Origin of the sequence: Shewanella putrefaciens (assembly GCF_016406305.1) — a bacterium.
GTDB classification, from domain to species: domain Bacteria; phylum Pseudomonadota; class Gammaproteobacteria; order Enterobacterales; family Shewanellaceae; genus Shewanella; species Shewanella putrefaciens_C.
Window position 1 is genome coordinate 1,974,844 of sequence record NZ_CP066369.1, and the last position, 19,442, is coordinate 1,994,285.

General features: G+C 46.6%; 20 protein-coding genes. 12 read left to right on the top strand and 8 right to left on the bottom strand.

What is annotated here, in order from left to right; genetic code table 11:
• Positions 1-81: 81 nt before the first annotated feature.
• Together ylqF and JFT56_RS08505 are read right to left on the bottom strand one after the other, a co-directional pair.
• Positions 82-1,023 carry a ribosome biogenesis GTPase YlqF gene (gene ylqF / locus JFT56_RS08500; protein WP_198783198.1) on the bottom strand — a complete coding sequence of 314 codons (942 nt, stop codon included), beginning with the start codon at positions 1,021-1,023 and terminating at the stop codon, positions 82-84.
• A gap of 135 nt (positions 1,024-1,158) precedes the next feature.
• Positions 1,159-1,998 carry an isopenicillin N synthase family dioxygenase gene (locus JFT56_RS08505; protein WP_198783199.1) on the bottom strand — a complete coding sequence of 280 codons (840 nt, stop codon included), beginning with the start codon at positions 1,996-1,998 and terminating at the stop codon, positions 1,159-1,161.
• 231 nt (positions 1,999-2,229) lie between these two features.
• On the opposite strand from JFT56_RS08505, the gene JFT56_RS08510 reads away from it, so the two are divergent.
• Positions 2,230-3,156, top strand: coding sequence for a bifunctional methionine sulfoxide reductase B/A protein (locus JFT56_RS08510; RefSeq protein ID WP_198783200.1), 927 nt, complete (start codon positions 2,230-2,232; stop codon positions 3,154-3,156).
• 57 nt (positions 3,157-3,213) lie between these two features.
• On the opposite strand, the gene hemB is transcribed toward JFT56_RS08510, so the two are convergent.
• Positions 3,214-4,212: a porphobilinogen synthase gene (hemB, locus tag JFT56_RS08515; protein WP_198783201.1), complete on the bottom strand. Its 999-nt coding sequence runs from the start codon at positions 4,210-4,212 to the stop codon at positions 3,214-3,216.
• A gap of 351 nt (positions 4,213-4,563) precedes the next feature.
• On the opposite strand from hemB, the gene tsaB reads away from it, so the two are divergent.
• The 7 genes from tsaB to rnd all read left to right on the top strand — a co-directional run bounded on the left by tsaB (position 4,564) and on the right by rnd (position 11,339).
• Positions 4,564-5,277 carry a tRNA (adenosine(37)-N6)-threonylcarbamoyltransferase complex dimerization subunit type 1 TsaB gene (gene tsaB / locus JFT56_RS08520; RefSeq protein WP_198783202.1) on the top strand — a complete coding sequence of 238 codons (714 nt, stop codon included), beginning with the start codon at positions 4,564-4,566 and terminating at the stop codon, positions 5,275-5,277.
• 144 nt (positions 5,278-5,421) lie between these two features.
• Entirely contained in the window at positions 5,422-5,730 is a 309-nt protein-coding gene (locus JFT56_RS08525; protein ID WP_198783203.1) for a hypothetical protein, read from the top strand.
• The gene (locus JFT56_RS08530) at positions 5,723-6,445 is read left to right on the top strand and encodes a M50 family metallopeptidase (RefSeq protein ID WP_198783204.1); all 723 of its coding nucleotides are present in this window, start codon (positions 5,723-5,725) and stop codon (positions 6,443-6,445) included. Before JFT56_RS08525 ends, JFT56_RS08530 begins: the two co-directional genes overlap by 8 nt.
• 139 nt (positions 6,446-6,584) lie before the next feature.
• Positions 6,585-7,397, top strand: coding sequence for a class I SAM-dependent methyltransferase (locus JFT56_RS08535; protein ID WP_198783205.1), 813 nt, complete (start codon positions 6,585-6,587; stop codon positions 7,395-7,397).
• 21 nt (positions 7,398-7,418) lie between these two features.
• Positions 7,419-8,285, top strand: a complete 867-nt coding sequence (locus JFT56_RS08540; protein WP_198783206.1) for an alpha/beta fold hydrolase — start codon at positions 7,419-7,421, stop codon at positions 8,283-8,285.
• 198 nt (positions 8,286-8,483) lie between these two features.
• Positions 8,484-10,157 carry a long-chain-fatty-acid--CoA ligase FadD gene (fadD, locus tag JFT56_RS08545; RefSeq protein ID WP_198783207.1) on the top strand — a complete coding sequence of 558 codons (1,674 nt, stop codon included), beginning with the start codon at positions 8,484-8,486 and terminating at the stop codon, positions 10,155-10,157.
• Between the two features lie 72 nt (positions 10,158-10,229).
• Positions 10,230-11,339 (top strand): ribonuclease D, encoded by a 1,110-nt coding sequence (gene rnd, locus JFT56_RS08550; protein ID WP_198783208.1) that lies wholly within the window; start codon positions 10,230-10,232, stop codon positions 11,337-11,339.
• 123 nt (positions 11,340-11,462) lie between these two features.
• Here the strand turns inward: rnd and minE are convergent, their stop codons facing one another.
• The 3 genes from minE to minC are packed head-to-tail and all read right to left on the bottom strand — an operon-like array spanning position 11,463 to position 13,225.
• Complete coding sequence (minE, locus tag JFT56_RS08555) at positions 11,463-11,720, bottom strand: cell division topological specificity factor MinE (protein WP_198783209.1); 258 nt, start codon at positions 11,718-11,720, stop codon at positions 11,463-11,465.
• A gap of 2 nt (positions 11,721-11,722) precedes the next feature.
• Positions 11,723-12,532 carry a septum site-determining protein MinD gene (gene minD / locus JFT56_RS08560; protein WP_007648438.1) on the bottom strand — a complete coding sequence of 270 codons (810 nt, stop codon included), beginning with the start codon at positions 12,530-12,532 and terminating at the stop codon, positions 11,723-11,725.
• Positions 12,533-12,559: 27 nt separating this feature from the next.
• A complete protein-coding gene (gene minC, locus JFT56_RS08565) occupies positions 12,560-13,225 on the bottom strand; it encodes a septum site-determining protein MinC (protein WP_198783210.1) in 666 nt (221 codons plus the stop codon).
• 123 nt (positions 13,226-13,348) lie between these two features.
• Between minC and JFT56_RS08570 the strand changes: the two genes are divergently transcribed.
• Genes JFT56_RS08570 through JFT56_RS08580 form a run of 3 tightly spaced genes read left to right on the top strand, consistent with a single transcriptional unit; the run spans position 13,349 to position 15,184 of the window.
• Positions 13,349-13,627: a YcgL domain-containing protein gene (locus JFT56_RS08570; protein ID WP_198783534.1), complete on the top strand. Its 279-nt coding sequence runs from the start codon at positions 13,349-13,351 to the stop codon at positions 13,625-13,627.
• A gap of 19 nt (positions 13,628-13,646) precedes the next feature.
• Positions 13,647-14,702, top strand: a complete 1,056-nt coding sequence (locus JFT56_RS08575) for a lytic murein transglycosylase (protein WP_198783211.1) — start codon at positions 13,647-13,649, stop codon at positions 14,700-14,702.
• A 41-nt stretch (positions 14,703-14,743) separates the two neighbouring features.
• Entirely contained in the window at positions 14,744-15,184 is a 441-nt protein-coding gene (locus JFT56_RS08580) for a YcgN family cysteine cluster protein (protein WP_198783212.1), read from the top strand.
• A gap of 105 nt (positions 15,185-15,289) precedes the next feature.
• On the opposite strand, the gene JFT56_RS08585 is transcribed toward JFT56_RS08580, so the two are convergent.
• The gene (locus tag JFT56_RS08585; protein ID WP_198783213.1) at positions 15,290-15,784 is read right to left on the bottom strand and encodes a peptidylprolyl isomerase; all 495 of its coding nucleotides are present in this window, start codon (positions 15,782-15,784) and stop codon (positions 15,290-15,292) included.
• A gap of 24 nt (positions 15,785-15,808) precedes the next feature.
• Positions 15,809-17,218, bottom strand: coding sequence for a DEAD/DEAH box helicase (locus tag JFT56_RS08590; RefSeq protein ID WP_198783214.1), 1,410 nt, complete (start codon positions 17,216-17,218; stop codon positions 15,809-15,811).
• Between the two features lie 406 nt (positions 17,219-17,624).
• Between JFT56_RS08590 and JFT56_RS08595 the strand changes: the two genes are divergently transcribed.
• Positions 17,625-19,397, top strand: coding sequence for a DUF885 domain-containing protein (locus tag JFT56_RS08595; protein ID WP_198783215.1), 1,773 nt, complete (start codon positions 17,625-17,627; stop codon positions 19,395-19,397).
• The last annotated feature ends 45 nt before the right edge of the window (positions 19,398-19,442 follow it).

Here is a 19,442-nt window from a genome sequence, read left to right on the forward strand (position 1 = left end):
GTCGCACTGGTCGTTTAGCTGTACTCGCCCAGAGCTTATCTTAGGCTCGGGTTAATCGCCTAAGATTACTCACCAGCAGACTTAATCGTTATGGCGTTTTCCCGAGCGTTTTAGTTTTTCTGCGGCCAGTTTAGCGGCTTTCTCGGCTTCTTTTTCAGCCAGAATACGCGCCACTTCTACCTTTTCAATTTCGACCATGGCGGGGGTTTCTAAGGATAAAAGTCCAATTTTACCTGAGCGATATTCGTGCAATAACAGCTCCGATGCCTTATGCAAATCAATACGCCCGCCGGGGCGCAGGGCACCACGTTTGCGGCCGATTTCTTCGAGCAGCGCCATATCATCTACGGGTAATTCACTGAGGTTATAACGCTCACAAATTTCTTTGGGGTAGGCGCTAAGGAAATATTTCGCCGCGAACAGCGCGACATCTTCATATTCCATTGCGGTGTCTTTGATGGCCCCTGTCACGGCAAGACGATAGCTGCTGGCTTCGTTATCCACTTTAGGCCATAAGATGCCCGGGGTGTCCGAGAGCACAATGCCGTTGCGTAGGTTGATGCGCTGTTGGGTCTTAGTGACTGCGGGTTCGTTACCGGTTTTTGCGATAACGCGGCCTGCCAAGGTGTTGATAATGGTAGATTTACCAACGTTTGGAATGCCCATGATCATAGTGCGAATGTCTTTTTCGGTTTTATCACGGCTCGGCACAAGTTTACGGCAGATATCGGGGATTTTTTTAACCATAGCCGCTTGTAACGTGGTGATTGCCGTGGCTTTCACACCTTGCTCGCGTTCTAGGTACTCAATCCACTGCGCCGTGACTTCAGGATCGGCAAGATCTGACTTATTGAGCAGTTTAATACAAGGTTTGTCGCCACGAAGCTGAGCCACCATGGGGTTTTCGCTACTGTAGGGAATGCGCGCGTCCAGCACTTCGATAACGAGATCCACCTGAGGCATTGCCTCTTCGATCTCTTTGCGTGCCTTATGCATATGCCCTGGATACCATTGAATTGCCATGATAACGCCTTGTCCTAAATAACTTAAAGAATGGCTATTCTACCTTGAAGGTCGCGAATGTCATAAAAAAAGCGCCCTAAGGCGCTTCAATCGCTTAATCCTTGATGCTTTCTTGGATTAAATTGTCGCGGCGGATTAGATCACCCCGAGTTCGCGCAGTCTTTCCATCAGATAACTGTCGGCGGTATAACGCTCTGACAACACCACCGCTGGGTTGGGATGCAGGAATAACGGTAAAGAAATCCGTGATTTGGTTTTATCCGTACCTTCAGGGTTGATCACTCGGTGGGAGGTCGATGGGAAATACCCGCCGGACGCTTCCTGCAACATATCGCCGATATTGATGATAATGTTGCCAAAATCGCTTGGCACATCTAACCAAGTACCGTCTTTGGCTTTCACTTGTAGCCCTGGCTCATTGGCAGCGGGCAGTACAGTGATAAGGTTGATATCTTCGTGGGCCGCGGCGCGAATGGCGCCCAGTTCCTCATCGCCCGTCATTGGCGGGTAATGCAGAATACGCAGCAAAGTTTTCTGGCTATCGGCGATCATCTCGGGTAAGGGCATCGAAAACTTGGCTTTTACCTCTTCAGGTGAGTAGGTTTCGATCCACTCTAATAGCTCAGCGGCCAGGGCGTTGGCTTTAGCATAATAGGCCAGAATATTGGCGCGCAGTGAGTCAGGGATACGTCCCCAGGGGTAGACGTGGTAATACTCTTTGATGTCTTTGACTGTATTGCCCTTAGCGGTTTCTGAAATCGAAGCGGGGAAGAAACCATCGTGGGTTTCCTTTTTAAACATAAACTCGTTTTTCGCCTCTGAGTTAAAAAACGCTTGCCACTCAGTGTAAATATCCTCAACCAGGCGTTTATCAATCGGATGATTAGATAAAACGCCAAAACCGGTTTCCCGCAGCGATTCAACAAATTGTTTGGCGCTGCCTTCGCCGCGGTAATCAATTGTTTCTAGTTTCATTTTGATTTCTACTTATTATGTGTATTTATAATATGACCCGTGGCAAGTGTAACTGTGCGCTAGAGCGGGTGCAAACACACCGCGAGCGTGATCAAGATCAATAGCTGAATTTTTACTCGCTTAACAAATTTATGTGCATCTAGTCCGGTCCCATAACTGAACTAAATCAGCTTTTTAATCCTCAAAACTGCAATCCAATTGAGAATTGATGTAAACCGAAGGGGCAATAAAATGAACAAACTGACGGATTTTGAACGCTATGTCATTGAAGATAAAGGCACTGAGCGCCCCTTTAGCGGAGAGTATTATCAGCACGACGCGAAAGGGGTTTATTTATGTAAAAAATGCCATGCGCCCTTGTATCGCTCAGATGATAAGTTTAATGCCCACTGCGGCTGGCCAGCCTTCGATGATGAAATCCAGGGGGCGGTAACACGGCATGTCGATGCCGATGGCCACCGAACGGAGATTGTTTGTAGCCAGTGTGGCGGACACTTAGGCCATGTATTTGAAGGGGAATATTTAACGCCGAAGAATATTCGCCACTGCGTTAACTCTGTCTCTATGGTGTTTCAAGCGGCCGATGAGGTGACTGAATCAACGCATAAAACGGCCTTTGCCACCTTTGGTGCGGGCTGTTTTTGGTGTGTTGAAGCGATCTTTAAGAGCCTTAAGGGCGTGCTGAACGTTAGTTCAGGTTACTCGGGCGGGGAGGCGAGTGATGCCGATTATAAATCCGTGTGTTCAGGATTAACTGGGCATGCCGAAGTGGTGCATATTGAGTTTGACCCTGTGCAAATCAGCTTTACGACACTGCTGCAGGTGTTATTTGAGAGTCATGATCCCACCACGCTTAATCGCCAAGGCAATGATAAAGGGCCGCAGTATCGCTCCGTCGTCTTTGCCCACGATGCGGCGCAGATTGAAGAGACCAACGCCATGATTGCCAAATTAACCGAGGCAAGGGTATTTGATGCGCCGATCGTCACTCAAGTGGTGGCCTTTGAGTCTTTTTATCCCGCCGAGGATTACCACAATGATTACTTCGCCCTGCATGGCGAGCTGCCCTATTGCCAAATCGTGGTGCGGCCAAAGGTTGAAAAGATCAGAGCCCTTTTTGCCGAGCTACAACATAAGCTTAATGTGCGAGCAGATTGACGGATAAAAAACGCCACCGATAGGGTGGCGTTTTAGTTAACTGCTTGGTCGATAGGCTTAAGACTCAGTGCAATAGTGGGATTGCGCTAACCACTCGGCATATTGTTTCGCGTAATAACTGACAATTAAATCCGCGCCCGCACGCTTTAAGCCGATAAAGGTTTCTGTCACCACAGCACGCTCATCTAGCGCGCCTGCAAGGGCGGCAAACTTGATGCCTGCATATTCGCCGCCGACTTGATAGGCGGCGAGTGGTAAGTGGGTTTCTTGTCTTAAACGGCTTAACACATCCAAGTAGGGCGTACCGGGTTTAACCATTAGGATATCGGCGCCTTCGGCTTCATCTAATGAGGCTTCTAGCAGGGCTTGGCGCCCGTTGGCATAGTCAAGTTGATATCCCTTGCGATTACCGCTGAGTTCACAATCGACCGCAGCTCTGAAAGGACCGTAGAAGGAAGAGGCGAATTTTGCCGAGTGGGCCAGAATCGCCACATGCTCAAAACCTGCGGCATCGAGCCCTTGGCGAATGGCTTTTACTTGACCGTCCATCATGGCCGATGGCGCTAACATATCGGCGCCTGCTTTAGCGGCAGTGACCGATTGCTTAACTAAGTTTTCGACGGTGAGATCGTTGCAGACTTCATTATTGTGCACCACGCCGCAATGGCCGTGATCTGTGTATTCACAAAAACAAATATCGGGGATCACCATCATCTCGGGCACGGCGGCTTTAATGGTGCGCACCATGCGGGCGAGCAAGCCATTGTCATCCCAGGTGTCGCTACCTTTATCATCCTTAGTGTGGGAAATCCCAAAGGGCATTACATAGCGGATCCCGAGGGCGTAAAGTTCGCGCACTTCATCCGCAAGTGCACTCTCTGGTAAACGACTGATGCCAGGGAGCGTGGAGATGGGGGCGGCATGGGTGATATGCTCTTCAATGAACAGGGGATGGATAAGATCGCTCAGCGAAATATGGGTTTCGCGCAGCAGATCGCGCATCGCTTCTGAACTACGTAAGCGTCTTAGGCGACGCAATGGAGGCGTGTTTAACATGAAATTTCCTTATCGCAGGCGGGTTAATGCAATCGTACAATGGTAAAGGAATGGCAAGGAATGAATTCAATCCAGACTTGTCTGCTCAGACAAGCAGAGTTGCAAAAGTTTCCCCAAGCGAGCGGTATTCATTAATGAGTTTATCGATCATTGATTTAGATCACATAAATCCATCAAGTCCTGATTTGCGACTGAATATCATGCGGGCGCTATTTTAGCTGAGTTACTTGCTTAGCCCTTTGTTTTCGGGCATTTGATGTTATCATTTGCGCCAGTTTTCCCATGGCATATTCGCGCAATACAGATTATGTAAGTTTGATGCGAAACCTTGCCCGCTAATCCGGTTTTTAAATGACAACAACACAATCATACTCAGCTTGTATTCTCGCGTTAGACACTTGCACCGAAGCCTGCTCGGCAGCGCTCTCCTATCAAGGGCAGGTTTTTTCACAAATAGCCGATGCGCCCCGTGAGCATAGCCAGCGCCTCTTGCCTATGGTGGATTCGGTTTTGAAGCAAGCGGGGATTGGCTTAGATAAACTCGATGCCATCGCCTATGGCCGCGGCCCCGGCAGCTTTACTGGTATTCGCATTTGCACCAGCATGACCCAAGGTCTGGCGCTGGGGTTAGATTTGCCTGTGATTGGTATTTCAACCCTAGCGGCAATGGCGCAAATGGCGATAACTGAACACCAAGCCGAGCAAGTGCTCTGTACTATCGACGCCCGTATGGGAGAGGTGTATTGGGGGCAATTTGTGGCGGTCGATGGTATTGCGACCCTCGTCGGTGAAGAAGCCGTGAGTGCACCTGCTGAGGTGCAGCTTGCGTTAAATCTTGAGCAACCTATCGTTGGATGTGGTACGGGGTTTGATGCTTATCCTGATCTACTGGCGCTTGGCGCGGGGATTTTAGCATTGAATGCCGTGAAATATCCCGATGCGCGGGCTATGCTCAAACTTGCGGATGTAGGAATAAAAGCGGGGCTTGGCACCGCAGTCGATGAACTTGAACCTGTTTATTTACGTGATACAGTGACATGGAAAAAGTTACCCGGCCGTGAATGATCTGTTCACCATAGGGCGTGATGCGATGCTATGCGGATACGTTAGTACGTTAGTAAGTTAGGAACTGAGCCTCGTTTCGCGCTTGTGTGGTAGCCCAAACAATACACTGGACTCACCTAAGCTGAGTGTTTAAAAGGCATCTTGATGCAGATAAATGTGAATCAAATGAGTTTGACCAATGCGGTGGCGAGTAATAGACCCGCTATTGCTCAGGGGCTTACAGCACCTGAATCGTCGCGCCCAGTGATTGAGCAAGATGCCGTTGCCGCCCTAAATTTAGATGAATTTTCATCCCCTTCAGCGAAAAGTTTACAGTCAAGGCTCGGTGCTCAGCTCGAATATGAGCAAGATACCCGCGGCCACCAAGGGGCGATAGCCCAGTATCTACAGACGCAGCATGCCGCCAAGCGCGAAGAAATTCAGCAAATGGTGGGTGTAGACGTATATGCCTGATAATCAAACAACGTCATCACAATCAACATTTTATGCTAAAAAACCAACGGATTTGACCGTCTCCGGTATTCCAAGCCGTGGGTTATTTATCATTGAACTGGTGTTGGCTTTGCTATTAACTCGCATACCCTATCTCAGTGTGCCATTTAAATGGCTCGAGAGTTATTTCCATGAATTATCCCATGGTATTGCAACCGTCCTAAGTGGTGGTCTTGTGAGCCATATTCAGCTGTTCCCCAATGGGGCTGGTTTTTGCTTTAGCCAAGGTGGTTCGCCGCTGTTTATTGGTTTTGCAGGGTATTTGGGCGCGGCCTGCTGGGGATATTTAATCTACTTATTAGCAACTTGGCCAAGGGGGATCCGAGTCAGTTTTGCCCTGCTTGGCGCATTAGTCGTGCTGAGTGGGTTACTCTGGGGGCGGGATGTGCTCACGTTTGCCATACTCGCCGTGTTGGCAATTATCTTTTTATTGCCATTAAAGCTGAATAAAAACAAAATATTAACTCAATTTCTGCGCGTTGTTGGCCTGATGATTATGCTCAATGCCCTCGCTAGCCCAACCGTGCTCCTTGGATTAGATGGGCAAGGGGATGCGGTATTGCTAGCGGAGCACTCGTGGATCCCGGCATGGATTTGGGTCGGCCTATGGCTACTTTGTAGCGCCTGCGCCTTATTCTTCGCTTGGCGCCGAGTCGATTTAGCTACCCGCCATTAATCCAACCGGATTGTCGATACTGGCTGAGGCGTAATTTTCACAAATATTTACACCGCAACTCATGAACTTATTGTGCTATTCCTTGGATTTTTAAGCATTGGCTGCTAGCTTAAGTGTTCGGTATCCAAGGAGAATTACGATGAAAAAAGTCACGTTAATCGCCAGCATGCTTATTACTGGTCTGTGTTCAGGCATAGTTCACGCCGATGATGGCTTGGACAAGGCTATCAAGAGTGAATTCCGCCAAGCTAAAAACGCCAGTCGAGATATCTATCGTCACCCTGCAGAAACCCTGACATTTTTTGGTATATCACCCAATCAAACTGTGGTCGAACTATGGCCCGGTAATGGTTGGTATAGTGAAATTTTAGGGCCCTATTTAGCCAAAGAAGGCCAATATATTGCGGCCAGTTTTGAGACTCAACCCGCGACCGATACCCCCGGAAATAAATATCGAGCCAATGCGGGTACTAAGTTTGAAACTTGGATGACAGCAAATAAAGCCTTGTTTGGAAAAGCTAAAATCGTCACATTTGATCCACCCCATAAAATGGAACTCGGTGCCGACGCCAGTGCCGATCTGGTGCTAACCTTCCGTAATCTGCATAACTGGGCCTCAGCGGATCAATTGGAAAATGTATTTGCCGCTTCCTATAAAGTGCTTAAAGACGGCGGGGTATTTGGTGTCGTTGAACACAGAGCTAACAAAGGGATGAGTTTTAGCAGCGGTTATATGGATCAAACTGAGATGATCGCCTTAGCCGAAAAAGTCGGTTTTACCTTAGATCAAAGCTCAGAGATCAACGCCAACCCTAAGGATACTAAGGATTACGCTAAGGGTGTTTGGACACTTCCCCCCTCGTACGCTTTGGGCGATACCGATAAAGCAAAATACCAAGCGATCGGTGAAAGTGACCGCATGACGCTCAAATTTATCAAAAAAGCACGTTAATTACCTGACATCAGAGACAATATGTGGCAATCTTTCGCCCCCCAAAATCAAGTTGAGTTTGTATTACCCCATATCAAGCTGAGTGGTCGATTATGGGGGGCGAGGGATAAGCCGTTATTGCTTGCCTTACATGGCTGGTTAGATAACGCCAATAGTTTTGAACCGCTCGCTGAGTTTTTACCTCATTATCAGGTGCTTGCCATCGATTGGCCCGGACATGGATTTTCAGCCCACCGGCCGGGCCATTATCCGCTGCATTGGATTGATTACTTGTATGATCTAGACGCCTTGTTGACCGTCTTACCGCAGAAACCGCTCGCCATGGTTGGACATTCACTCGGGGGGATCATTGCGTCGGCCTACACGGCGGCCTTCCCTGAAAAGGTGAATAAACTGATTTTGATTGAAGCCTTAAGCCCATTGTTTGAATCACCGACGCAAGCGAAGGCGCGTTTACGCAAGAGTTTTTATCAGCATGAAAAGCACTTAAGCCAGCAGCATCGGCAGATAAAAATTTACGATAGTATCGATACCGCGGTGCGAGCAAGGGCACATTTAACTGGCTTGGCTGAACCTTGGTGCCGATTATTACTTGAGCGCAATATGCGCCCCGAAGCGAATGGCATCGGTTGGCGAAGCGATCCAAGGTTGAAGTTAGATTCACCCCAGAGGTTAACTTTCGCCCAGGTTGATGCACTCATGCAGGATATCTCGGTGGCAACCCTATTGATTTGCGGTAAACAGGGATTTAGCCAATTGCAGAGCGCCTTGCCTAAGGCGCGAGTGTGGTTCAAACAGCTTTCTGAACACATTATCGAGGGGGATCACCATGTTCATATGGAGAATGCGCAGGGGGTAGCGCAGTTGATCCGAGACTTTGTTGAATAGTGGCTTTTGCTAACCAAAAAAGGCACTAGGTTTTTTGTTTTTTTTATGTGATGATGATCAAAATTAAAACGCTCGTATGATTTATGACGAGTTAATCAATAACAAGAAATGTAAGCCGGTATTTTAACTCGGTATTTATCGAGTGTTGACGGTTGTATGGATACCGTTTCCGCAGTTGTGGGGATTTAGGAGAGAGTTGTGGATCAGCCTTGGATTAATCATTTACCAAAAGATGTGCCTGCTGAGATAAATGTGGATCAGTATTCATCGCTCGTCGATATGTTTGAGACGGCGGTGGCTAAGTATGCGGATCAACCTGCATTTATCAACATGGGTGCCACGCTAACCTACCGTAAATTAGAAGAGCGTAGCCGTGCTTTTGCCGCCTATTTACAAAATGAATTAAAGCTCGAAAAGGGGGACCGTGTTGCCTTAATGATGCCAAACTTACTGCAATACCCCATTGCGCTGTTTGGTGTTTTGCGTGCCGGTATGGTGGTGGTTAACGTTAACCCACTTTATACACCGCGCGAACTTAAACATCAGTTGATTGACTCTGGCGCCAAAGCCATTGTGGTGGTGTCAAACTTTGCCCGCACTTTAGAAGAAGTGGTTGATCAAACTCCGGTTAAGAGCGTGATTATCACCAGTTTAGGTGATCAATTAAGTGCGCCAAAACGCACCTTAGTGAACTTTGTGGTGAAGTACATTAAGAAGTTAGTGCCTAAATACGATTTACCCCACGCACTTTCAATGCGCGACACACTTTCCCGTGGACGGCGCATGCAGTATGTCAAACCCGTTATCACCAATGATGACCTTGCCTTTTTGCAATATACCGGTGGCACAACTGGGGTCTCTAAAGGGGCGATGCTGACCCATGGGAACGTGGTTGCTAACGTGTTGCAGGCCGATGGTGCTTATTCGCCAGCCTTAAACGATGGCAGTGAATTTGTGGTTACGGCATTGCCCCTGTACCATATTTTTGCTTTAACAGTGAATTGCTTACTGTTTTTACACAAGGGGAGCCAGAATCTGCTGATCACCAATCCCCGTGATATTCCTGCTTTTGTCGCTGAACTAAAAAAATATCCTTTTACCGCACTAACTGGGGTGAATACCTTATTTAATGCCCTCGTAAACAGTGAAGATTTTTCTCAATTGGATTTTTCTCGCCTAAAACTGTCGATTGGCGGCGGTATGGCGGTACAAAAAGCCGTGGCAGATAAATGGCAAAACATCACTAAAACCCGTTTGCTTGAAGGTTATGGCTTGACCGAAGCTTCGCCGCTATTAACTTGTTGTCCATATAATTTAGATGGTTATAACGGTTCTATCGGTTTCCCAGCACCTTCGACACTTATTCAAATCCGCGATGACGATGGAAACATCTTAGCCCAAGGAGAAACCGGAGAGTTGTTTGGTAAAGGCCCTCAGGTGATGAAAGGTTACTGGCAACGCCCTGAAGAAACGGCCAAAGTGATCGATAAAGATGGCTGGTTGGCCACGGGTGATATTGGTTACATGGATGAGAAAGGCTTTTTCTATATTGTCGATCGTAAAAAAGACATGATCTTGGTTTCTGGTTTTAACGTCTTCCCCAATGAGGTGGAAGAGGTGGTCGCACTGCATCCTAAGGTTATCGAAGTGGCTGCCGTGGGGGTTCCCAACGACGCCAGTGGTGAGTTAGTGAAGGTTTTTGTGGTGACAAAAGATAAATCCTTAACCGCAGATGACATCATTAAGCATTGTCGTATTCATTTAACGGGATATAAAGTTCCGAAGCTGGTAGAATTTAGGAAAGAGTTACCTAAAACCAACGTGGGTAAGATCTTGCGACGAGAGCTTAGAGACGAAGTTAAGCGCGCGTAGGATTGAAGCCGGCAATGAGCCGGCTTTTGTTTTTATGGACTGTGATTGACCCCACAGGAACTGGAGAAGAATTTGTCAGCGTTTCACTATGTGAGCGATGTAGCGAGCCTTAATGCCCTCGTCGCCCAATATCAACAGAGTAAAATACTCGTCTTAGATACCGAGTTTGTTCGTACTCGTACTTATTATGCAAAATTAGGCCTCATTCAGGCATATGATGGCCACACCTTAGCCTTGATCGATCCTGTGGCATTACCCGATCTATCGCAATTTTGGGCCTTGCTCGATGATCCCAATATTATCAAGTTAGTACATTCTTGCAGTGAAGACTTAGAGGTGTTTGCCCATTATGGTCAATGCCAACCTTCACCGCTTTTTGATAGCCAGATTGCCGCCTCTTTGTGTGGTATGGGCCATGGCGTGGGTTACGCTAAGTTGGTGGAAACTTGTCTTGGTGAAGTGATCGATAAGGGCGAATCCCGTACCGATTGGATGCGACGTCCCTTAAGCGAAGCGCAGCTGACCTATGCGGCGAACGATGTCCTCTTCTTATATCAACTCTATCCACAACTTGAAGCCAAACTCAGCGCCCAGGGGCGATTAACTTGGTTATACGAGGAAGGCCAGCGGATGACAGAGGGGCGCTTAGCGGCCCCGGATCTAGATACCGCCTATTTAAAGGTTAAAAATGCCTTTCAATTGAATGAGATCCAATTAGCCTATCTTAAGGTATTAGCTAAATGGCGCCTTGAAAAAGCCTTAGCTCGGGATCTTGCCTTAGGTTTTGTGATTAAGGACCATGGGCTGATAGCCCTTGCGAAAAAACAGCCTAAAAGTATTGCTGAGTTAATGAAACTCAATGACTTAACCGAGCAGGAAAAGCGTATCCACGGTAAAGAGATACTGCGGATCATGCAAACGGCGGATCTCGTCAATTTACCCGAGTTAGTCGATGTATTGGCCTTAAAATCCGGCTACAAATCGGCTTTTAAGAGCATTAAAACCTGTTTGGCAGAATTGTGTGAACACCATGAAGTTCCACAGGAAATGTTAGCGTCTAAACGGCATATCCATGAATATCTGCAGTGGCGTTGGGATAATCAGCAGGGCGATTTACCCGCAGTGTTATGTGGCTGGCGTGGTGAATTAGCCGCGCAGTCATTAGCCAAACTTGAGCTTTAGTCTTAGCGTAAACCCTAGGCGGCAAAAAACGTCATCCCCATTTGGGGATGACGCATATCCAAACCAGTCCAAGATGACGAAACTCATACCTGAGCACCTTGAACCAGCTTGGGAAAGCTCGACTTATCTGTCGGGCAGAGTGATGTTAAGCTCGAGTACCGACAGATTATCGTCGTTTTGATCTAACTGCACTGACACTTGATCATCAGAAATCTGCACATATTTGCGAATAACCGCAATAATTTCTTGTTTCATTTGTGGAAAATAATCGGGAGTGTCCCGTTGACCACGTTGATGAGCCACAATAATTTGTAGTCGCTCTTTTGCCATTACCGCAGTGCTAGGCTTTTTCTTGCTTTTGAAATAGTCGAGTAAAGACATAATTAGCTACCAAATATCCGTTGTAAGAAACCTTTCTTTTCTTCCGTAATAAAGCGTACTGGAACATCTTCACCCAATAGGCGCGCGACCGTGTCACTGTAGGCGAGGCCTGCATCGCTTTCTTGATCGATAATCACAGGCACGCCTGAGTTTGAGGCTTTGAGTACTGATTGTGACTCAGGGATCACACCTAACAATTCAATTGCGAGGATTTCTTTAACATCGTCAACACTTAACATCTCACCGGATTTCACGCGGCTCGGTGAATAGCGAGTCAGCAGTAAGAACTCTTTTATAGGCTCTAAATTCAGCTCTGCACGGCGAGATTTGCTCTGTAGCATACCTAAAATACGATCTGAGTCGCGCACCGAACTCACTTCTGGGTTGGTGGTGACAATCGCGATATCGGCAAAATACAGTGCCATCATAGCGCCTTGCTCAATCCCTGCAGGGGAGTCGCAGATAATAAATTCAAAGTCTTTGGCTAAATCATCGAGCACCCGGCCCACGCCTTCTTTGGTCAGCGCATCTTTATCGCGGGTTTGCGATGCGGGCAGCACAAACAGTTTTTCGCAGCGCTTGTCTTTGATGAGCGCCTGATTAAGATTGGCTTCACCGTTGATCACATTGACGAAGTCATAAACGACACGACGCTCGCAGCCCATGATCAAATCGAGATTTCGTAAGCCGATATCAAAATCGATAACGACAGTCTTGTGTCCTTGCATTGCGAGTCCGGTGGCGATCGCCGCACTCGATGTGGTTTTACCGACACCGCCTTTACCTGAAGTGACAACAATAATTTGTGCCATGTTTCTCTCTATCCTTTGTTCTGCCATTTAGAGGGGCAATGATTCAACCATAAGCGACTCGCCGTTTAAGCGAATGCAGCCGCTTTTATTTGTGCTATGTTGTTGTAGATTTTCAGCGAGCCAATATTGCCCTGCTATCGAAACGAGTTCGGCCTCAAGGGAGTGGGCTATGATGACGGCAGTCGGATCTCCCGCCGCGCCAGCCATGGCTTTTCCCCGTAATGCGCCATAGATATGAATGCTACCATCGGCAATGACTTCAGCGCCATTGCCTACGGCACCAAATATGATTAAATCACCATTTTTTGCGTAGACCTGCTGACCTGAGCGGATATTCTGCTTAACTATCTTGGTTTGGCGCGGTGCAGGGGGGGGGGGAGAGCTTTGTTTGCCGGCTTTTACAATGGCTAATCCTAGGGCTTTAGCCTGATTGCTGAGCACTGTGGTGGCCCCCGTGATCCCGACAATCACTAACTGGCGAGAAAGCAATAACTCTTTTAAGCCATGCAAATTGAAATCGTTATCCTGTATGGCACTCAAATTAACGACTAAAGGAGCACCCAGAAAAAATTGAGGGGCTTGTGACAATTTGCTATCTAATTCAGCCATAACAGCATGTAAGTCGCTGCTATTAATATGAAGTACTGAAAGAGTAAAAGAAGCACCTTTTAACTCTAAGCTAGGTTTTGACATCCCGGCACTCTTCTTAAGAAATCATCAGTCGGTTCGCTGATTTTACAATTAAATTACTAGGCGACCATGTTATAGTGTGCCCCATTGACTGGCAAGTTTGAACTATTGGATATTGATACTCTTATGCTATGTGCCGTTTATAAAAGTAGTCGAAAGGTTGACTCTTACTTATTCGTAAAGAAACGAGATTGTTTTGAAGATGTCCCCGTTGCCTTGATGGACATGTTTGGTGTGCCACAATTAGTGATGGTATTTCCTATCGCTAAACGTGAGTCATTAGGGATGGCTGATATACAAAAGGTCAGAGCAGCCCTGGAAGAGAATGGCTTCTATTTACAAATTCCGCCGCCACAGGTTAATTTATTGGCCGAGCATAAACGCAGTCTTGGGATCAAAGACTGATAATTCAGCGGAATGGGATATGCTAAAAACCATCATTTACCCTGTTGTTGCATGTACATTCGCTATCTTGATAAGTCCTCTAGCACTGGGGCAAGAAAACCGCACAAATCTTAGTTTTAGCGATTATCTTATGCAGTTAAAACAAGAGGCGAGTGCAAAAGGCATTAGCCAAGCCACCTTAGATAGCGCTTTTCCTCAGATAAAACGCTTTAAAAAAGCCGTTGCCACCGACAATACCAAGTCAGAAGACGCTAAAAATCTCGATACCTTTTTACCCCAAGTGGTGCCCGAATGGAAAGTCAACACGGCGCGGGTGCTGTTTAAAGAACATGAGCAAGTGCTTAATCATATTGCTGATAAATATCAAGTTCAACCAAGGTTTTTGGTCGCGCTGTGGGGACTTGTCGCCGATTTTGGCGAGGATGCAGGGAATTATCCCGTGTTATCTGTGACGGCATCACAGGCCTTTAATGGTGAGCGGCAAGACTTTTACCAAAAGGAATTTATGGCGGCATTGTCTATCATGGATAAAGACCATTTGGGGTTTGACGATCTTAAAAGCAATTGGCACGGTGCGATGGGACAAACCCAGATAATGCCGACAGACTACCTTGCCTATGCCCAAGATGGTGACGGCGATGGTAAGAAAGATATTTGGGGCAACCTCAGTGATGCTTTTGCCACGGCTGCAAATCTGCTAAACCACCAAGGTTGGCAGGTCGATGATACCTGGGGCAGGCAAGTGCAAGTGCCTGCCACTATTGATTTAGCACTAGTGGGTTTGGATAAGCGCCAATCTTTAGCTAAGTGGCAAGCTCTGGGTATTCGCAAATTTGATAATACCGATCTCCCCAATCGTGAAGATATCAACGCCTCACTGATTATGCCCGATGGGGTAAAAGGGCGAAAATACCTGGTTTATGGTAATTACCGGGCCCTATTGCATTGGGATAACGCTGACAGTGATGGCTCTGACAGTGATAGCTCTGGCAGGAATAGCGCTGACTATTTTGGCATTTCTGTTGTGTATCTATCGGAGAGAATTAAGCATCCCCAACAAATTAGTGTAAAATAGCCCGCACAAAGCGGGTTTTTTATTGGAAGACAGTTTCGAACATGGCATTTTGGCAGAGTAAAACATTAGCGCAGATGACAGCAACAGAGTGGGAATCCCTCTGCGATGGCTGTGGTAAATGTTGTTTAAATAAATTGATCGACGATGAAACCGAAGACTTGTATTACACCAATGCGGCCTGTTTATTACTCGATCATAATAGCGCTAGTTGTCAGCATTACAGTGACCGATTTAGCCATGTTCCCCAATGCACAGTGATTACCTTAGATAATATCAATCAACTGACATGGTTGCCCGATAGCTGTGCCTATCGCCGGCTTGCCGCTGGGCGTGACTTGCCAAGCTGGCACCCGTTAATCACAGGTTCTAAAGAGGCGATGCACCTTTCTGGCATGTCAATTCAAGGTAAAGTGATTGATGAACGCAGGGTAAAAGATATCGAAGATCATATAGTGTTATGGCCGCTCAAGGATATTGATTGACCCGCAATAACAACCAAGGGAGCGATAAGCTCCCTTTTTATACCCAAGCTAGCTGAATAAATGAATCCTGCATCTTTAGGTTGTTTGGGTATATAAGTGTGCAAATTAGTCTGTAATGGTCACTTTCTCGATAATAATAGGTTCGCGCGGTACATCTTCATGGCCTGCGACCTTAGTGGTTTTGACCTTTTCAATTTGCTGCACCACCTCGAGTCCCGCGACTACTTTACCAAAGACAGCATATCCCCAACCGTTATTAGTGGTTGCGGTATGATCGAGAAAATCATTATTCGCGGTATTGATAAAAAACTGCGCCGTGGCCGAGTGCGGTGCATCGGTGCGGGCCATAGCAATAGTGCCAAGGGTATTTGAAAGCCCTTTATTGGCTTCGTTGACTATGGGGTCGTGGGTCGGTTTTTCTTTCATCTTGGCGGTAAAACCACCGCCTTGGATCATAAAGCCTTTGATAACCCGGTGGAAAATGGTGTGCTCATAAAACCCTTCTTCGCAGTAACGGAGAAAGTTTTTTGAGGTAACGGGCGCATGTTCAACATCGAGCTCAATGCCGATTTCGCCGATATTTGTCGTGAAAATAATCATAGTATTAGCTTCTATTCGATTGAGTTACTTGGTTTTAGGTCCGCTGGTCCATGGATTAAAAGGGGCGACTCTGTCCTGTTGCTTTGGACTTTCTGCTGTAGTTCTTGTTGGACGCAAAGTCGCGTTCGGCGTTGGCGTTGGCTTTGGTTGCGGCTTGGAACTGCGATGCTTTTTCGCCTTAGCCGTCTCGAAAGTACCTTCCTTTGCACTGCGATAAGCCCCCGCAGCCGATACCGATGGGCGAAATGTTTTCTCCGGCTTATGTTTAGGCACAAAATCGAGAATGGAGATTGGCACTTCTTTTTTAGGGGCAAATCCTTCGATTTCTTTACGCACTATGAGGTGGCCTAAGCGGCGCTCAATCGCACACAGATTTTTAAAGTCGTCCTTTGACACAAAGGACAGGGCTTCACCTTGCTCACCGGCGCGGCCTGTACGCCCAATACGATGAATATAATCATCGGCTTCATCGGGTAGGTCATAGTTAACAACCCGGGTGAGGGCATCGATATCTATGCCGCGGGATGCGACGCCCGTTGCCACTAAAAATGCCAGTTTACCGGATTTAAAATCGGCTAAAAGCTGCTCACGAACCGCTTGACTGCGGCCACTGTGGAAGGCTTCTGCGCTAATGTCGCGCTTTTCAAGCTGACTGACTAATTTGGCGGCACCTTGCTTGGTCTGGATAAAAATTAACGCTTGATCCCACGCTTGTTCTTTAATCAGATGGCTGAGTAACGCAGATTTTTTATCCTTATCAACTGTGGTGAGCCACTGATCGATTTGTGGCGCCGTGGCCGCGTTTCGTGCAATTTCAATCTCTATGGGATTTTCAACGGCGGTCTTAGCTAATACTCGTACTTGCTTCGACAGGGTGGCCGAGAAGAGCAAATTTTGTCTTTGTGGCGGTAATTTTTCGATGATTTTATTGATATCTTCAATAAATCCCATGTCGAGCATTCGGTCGGCTTCATCTAATACCAGTACAGATAATTCATCGAAGTGAATGGCTCTTTGGGTGTACATATCGAGTAATCTACCAGGGGTCGCCACTAGGATATCGACGCCTTCAATTAAGCGTTTTTTTTGCGGCGTAGCATCGACACCGCCGTACATGGCCATGGAGGTCAGCGGCAGATATTTTGCATATTGGCGAATATTTTCCTCGACCTGCACCGCAAGTTCACGGGTAGGTGTAAGGATAATAGCGCGTACTCGCTTAGGGCGGATTTTGGGGCTATCGGCAAACATTTGCAGTAGCGGTAACACAAAACTGGCGGTTTTACCTGTGCCCGTTTGTGCGGCGCCGAGCACATTTCTGCCGCTGAGGATAACGGGGATCGCCTTAGCTTGAATGGGGGTCGGAGTTGAATAACCGAGTTCTGTAATGGCTTTTACAATCGGTTCGCTTAATCCAAGTTTGGAAAATGGCATTGGGTGTCTCAAATAAATAATTCATAGGCAAACTGTTAAGTGTGACTCAACAGCGAAGCAGCTCGGTATTATAGCAGGCGGTGGTAAATAAAAGGCGAATATTGCAGGATTTACCAGAAATGATCTTTGCTCATCCCCCCTTGATTATGTTTGATTATCTTAGATACGCGCTTGCTATTTATCCTTCGTTGCGCGTTATGCCTGAACTACAAATTTGTAACTGAGCATGTATTCTGTGGCAACATAGCTGCAATTACTGAAGCAATATGATTAACTTAGTGCATTTTTAATTGCCACACTTGTGTGTCATTGCCCTTGGCATAGTGTTAAGTGAGTTGATTTAAAGCGTTAAATGAGCTGATTTAAAACTTGGGCTCGAACATCATAGTATAAAGGACGAAATATAATGAAAAAAACTACGCTCTCCCTTGCGATACTGTTATCGCTCGCCGGTATTGTTGGCTGCCAATCTCAGACTAATACCAGCGCAGCTGCGGTTACCGCAGAAGTTCAAGCCACAAGCTTTGCACAATTTAGTAATGCTTTTATCGATTCCCTGTGGGAATTATCACCCACTTGGGCTCTATACAGTGGTAAACATGTCAATGATGGCTACCTTGATATACCTAATGAGGCTAGCCGTGCTAAAACCTTGGCTTTTGTTAACGCCCAGCAGGCAGCCCTCGCCAAGTTTGATCAACAATCCCTAAGCGCCAATGAATTGATTGATTACCACTTAATCAATAATTTATTGGGCAGTATGGCGTGGGATATCACCACTTTTAAATCTTGGCAGTGGGATCCCTCTAACTATAATGTCGCGGGTGGTTTTGCCCAAATTATCAACGAGAACTTTGCCCCGCTAGATGATAGATTGCGCTCGGTGCTTGCGCGTATGGAAAATATTCCCGCTTATTACGCGGCGGCGCAGGCTAATATCAATCAGCCCACCTTAGAGCATACTGAACTTGCCATCATGCAGAACCAAGGGGCATTTTCTGTTTTCTCCGATGATTTATTAAAGCAAGTTGCCGATTCAGGTTTGAGCGATAGTGAAAAAGCCCTATTTAAGACGCGTTTCGATGCGGCAACGGTGGCAATCAACGGGCATATTACATGGCTTAACAACCTTGTGTCGCAACTCAAAAAAGACGGCGCCCGTAGCTTTAGGATTGGAGAAGCATTATACGAACAGAAGTTTGCCTTCGATATTCAAGCGGGCATGACGGCAAAGCAACTCTACGAAAAGGCCATGGCGGATAAAGAAAGAGTTCAAGGTGAAATGACCAAGTTAACCGATAAACTGTGGTCTAAATATTTCACTACGCCAAAACCTGCGGATAATAAAATCGCCATTCGTCAGTTAATTGATAAATTATCGACCCAACATGTTAAACGTGACGACTTTGTGAATGAGGTTCGTAAACAAATTCCACAGTTAATCGACTTTGTTAATCAGAAAAACTTAGTGACCCTCGACCCTAAAAAACCGTTAGTCGTGCGTGAAACCCCAGAATATATGCGTGGGTTCGCCGGAGCCTCTATCAGTGCCCCTGGTCCATATGAGAAATTAGGTAATACCTATTACAATGTCACGCCACTCGATGATATGAGCGATGAGTCTGCTGAAAGCTATTTACGTGAATATAACCATTGGATTTTGCAGATCCTCAATATCCATGAAGCTATTCCTGGGCATTATACCCAGTTGGTTTATTCCAATGAGTCACTAAGCTTAGTGAAGAGCTTATTTGGTAATGGGGCTATGGTCGAAGGCTGGGCTGTATATACCGAACGCATGATGCTTGAGGAAGGCTACGGTAATTTTGAACCTGAAATGTGGCTCATGTATTACAAGTGGAACTTGAGAGTTATCAGCAACACTATTTTAGATTACAGCATCCATGTAAAAGGTATGACTGAAAAAGAGGCGATAGCCTTGATGATGGATGAAGCATTTCAACAGCAGGCTGAAGCTGAAGGTAAGTGGCGCCGTGCAACGCTAAGCCAAGTTCAGCTCACCAGTTATTATTCAGGCTATCGTGAGATCTATGATTTCCGTGAAGAATACAAAAAGGCCAAGGATAAGGATTTTGATCTTAAAACCTTCCATGAGAAATTTTTAAGTTATGGCAGTGCGCCAGTGAAATATATCCGCCAGCTGATGCAAGATAAATAACAGGTTAGACCTAGGAGGCTCGATATTTTTATCTAGCCTCTTTTT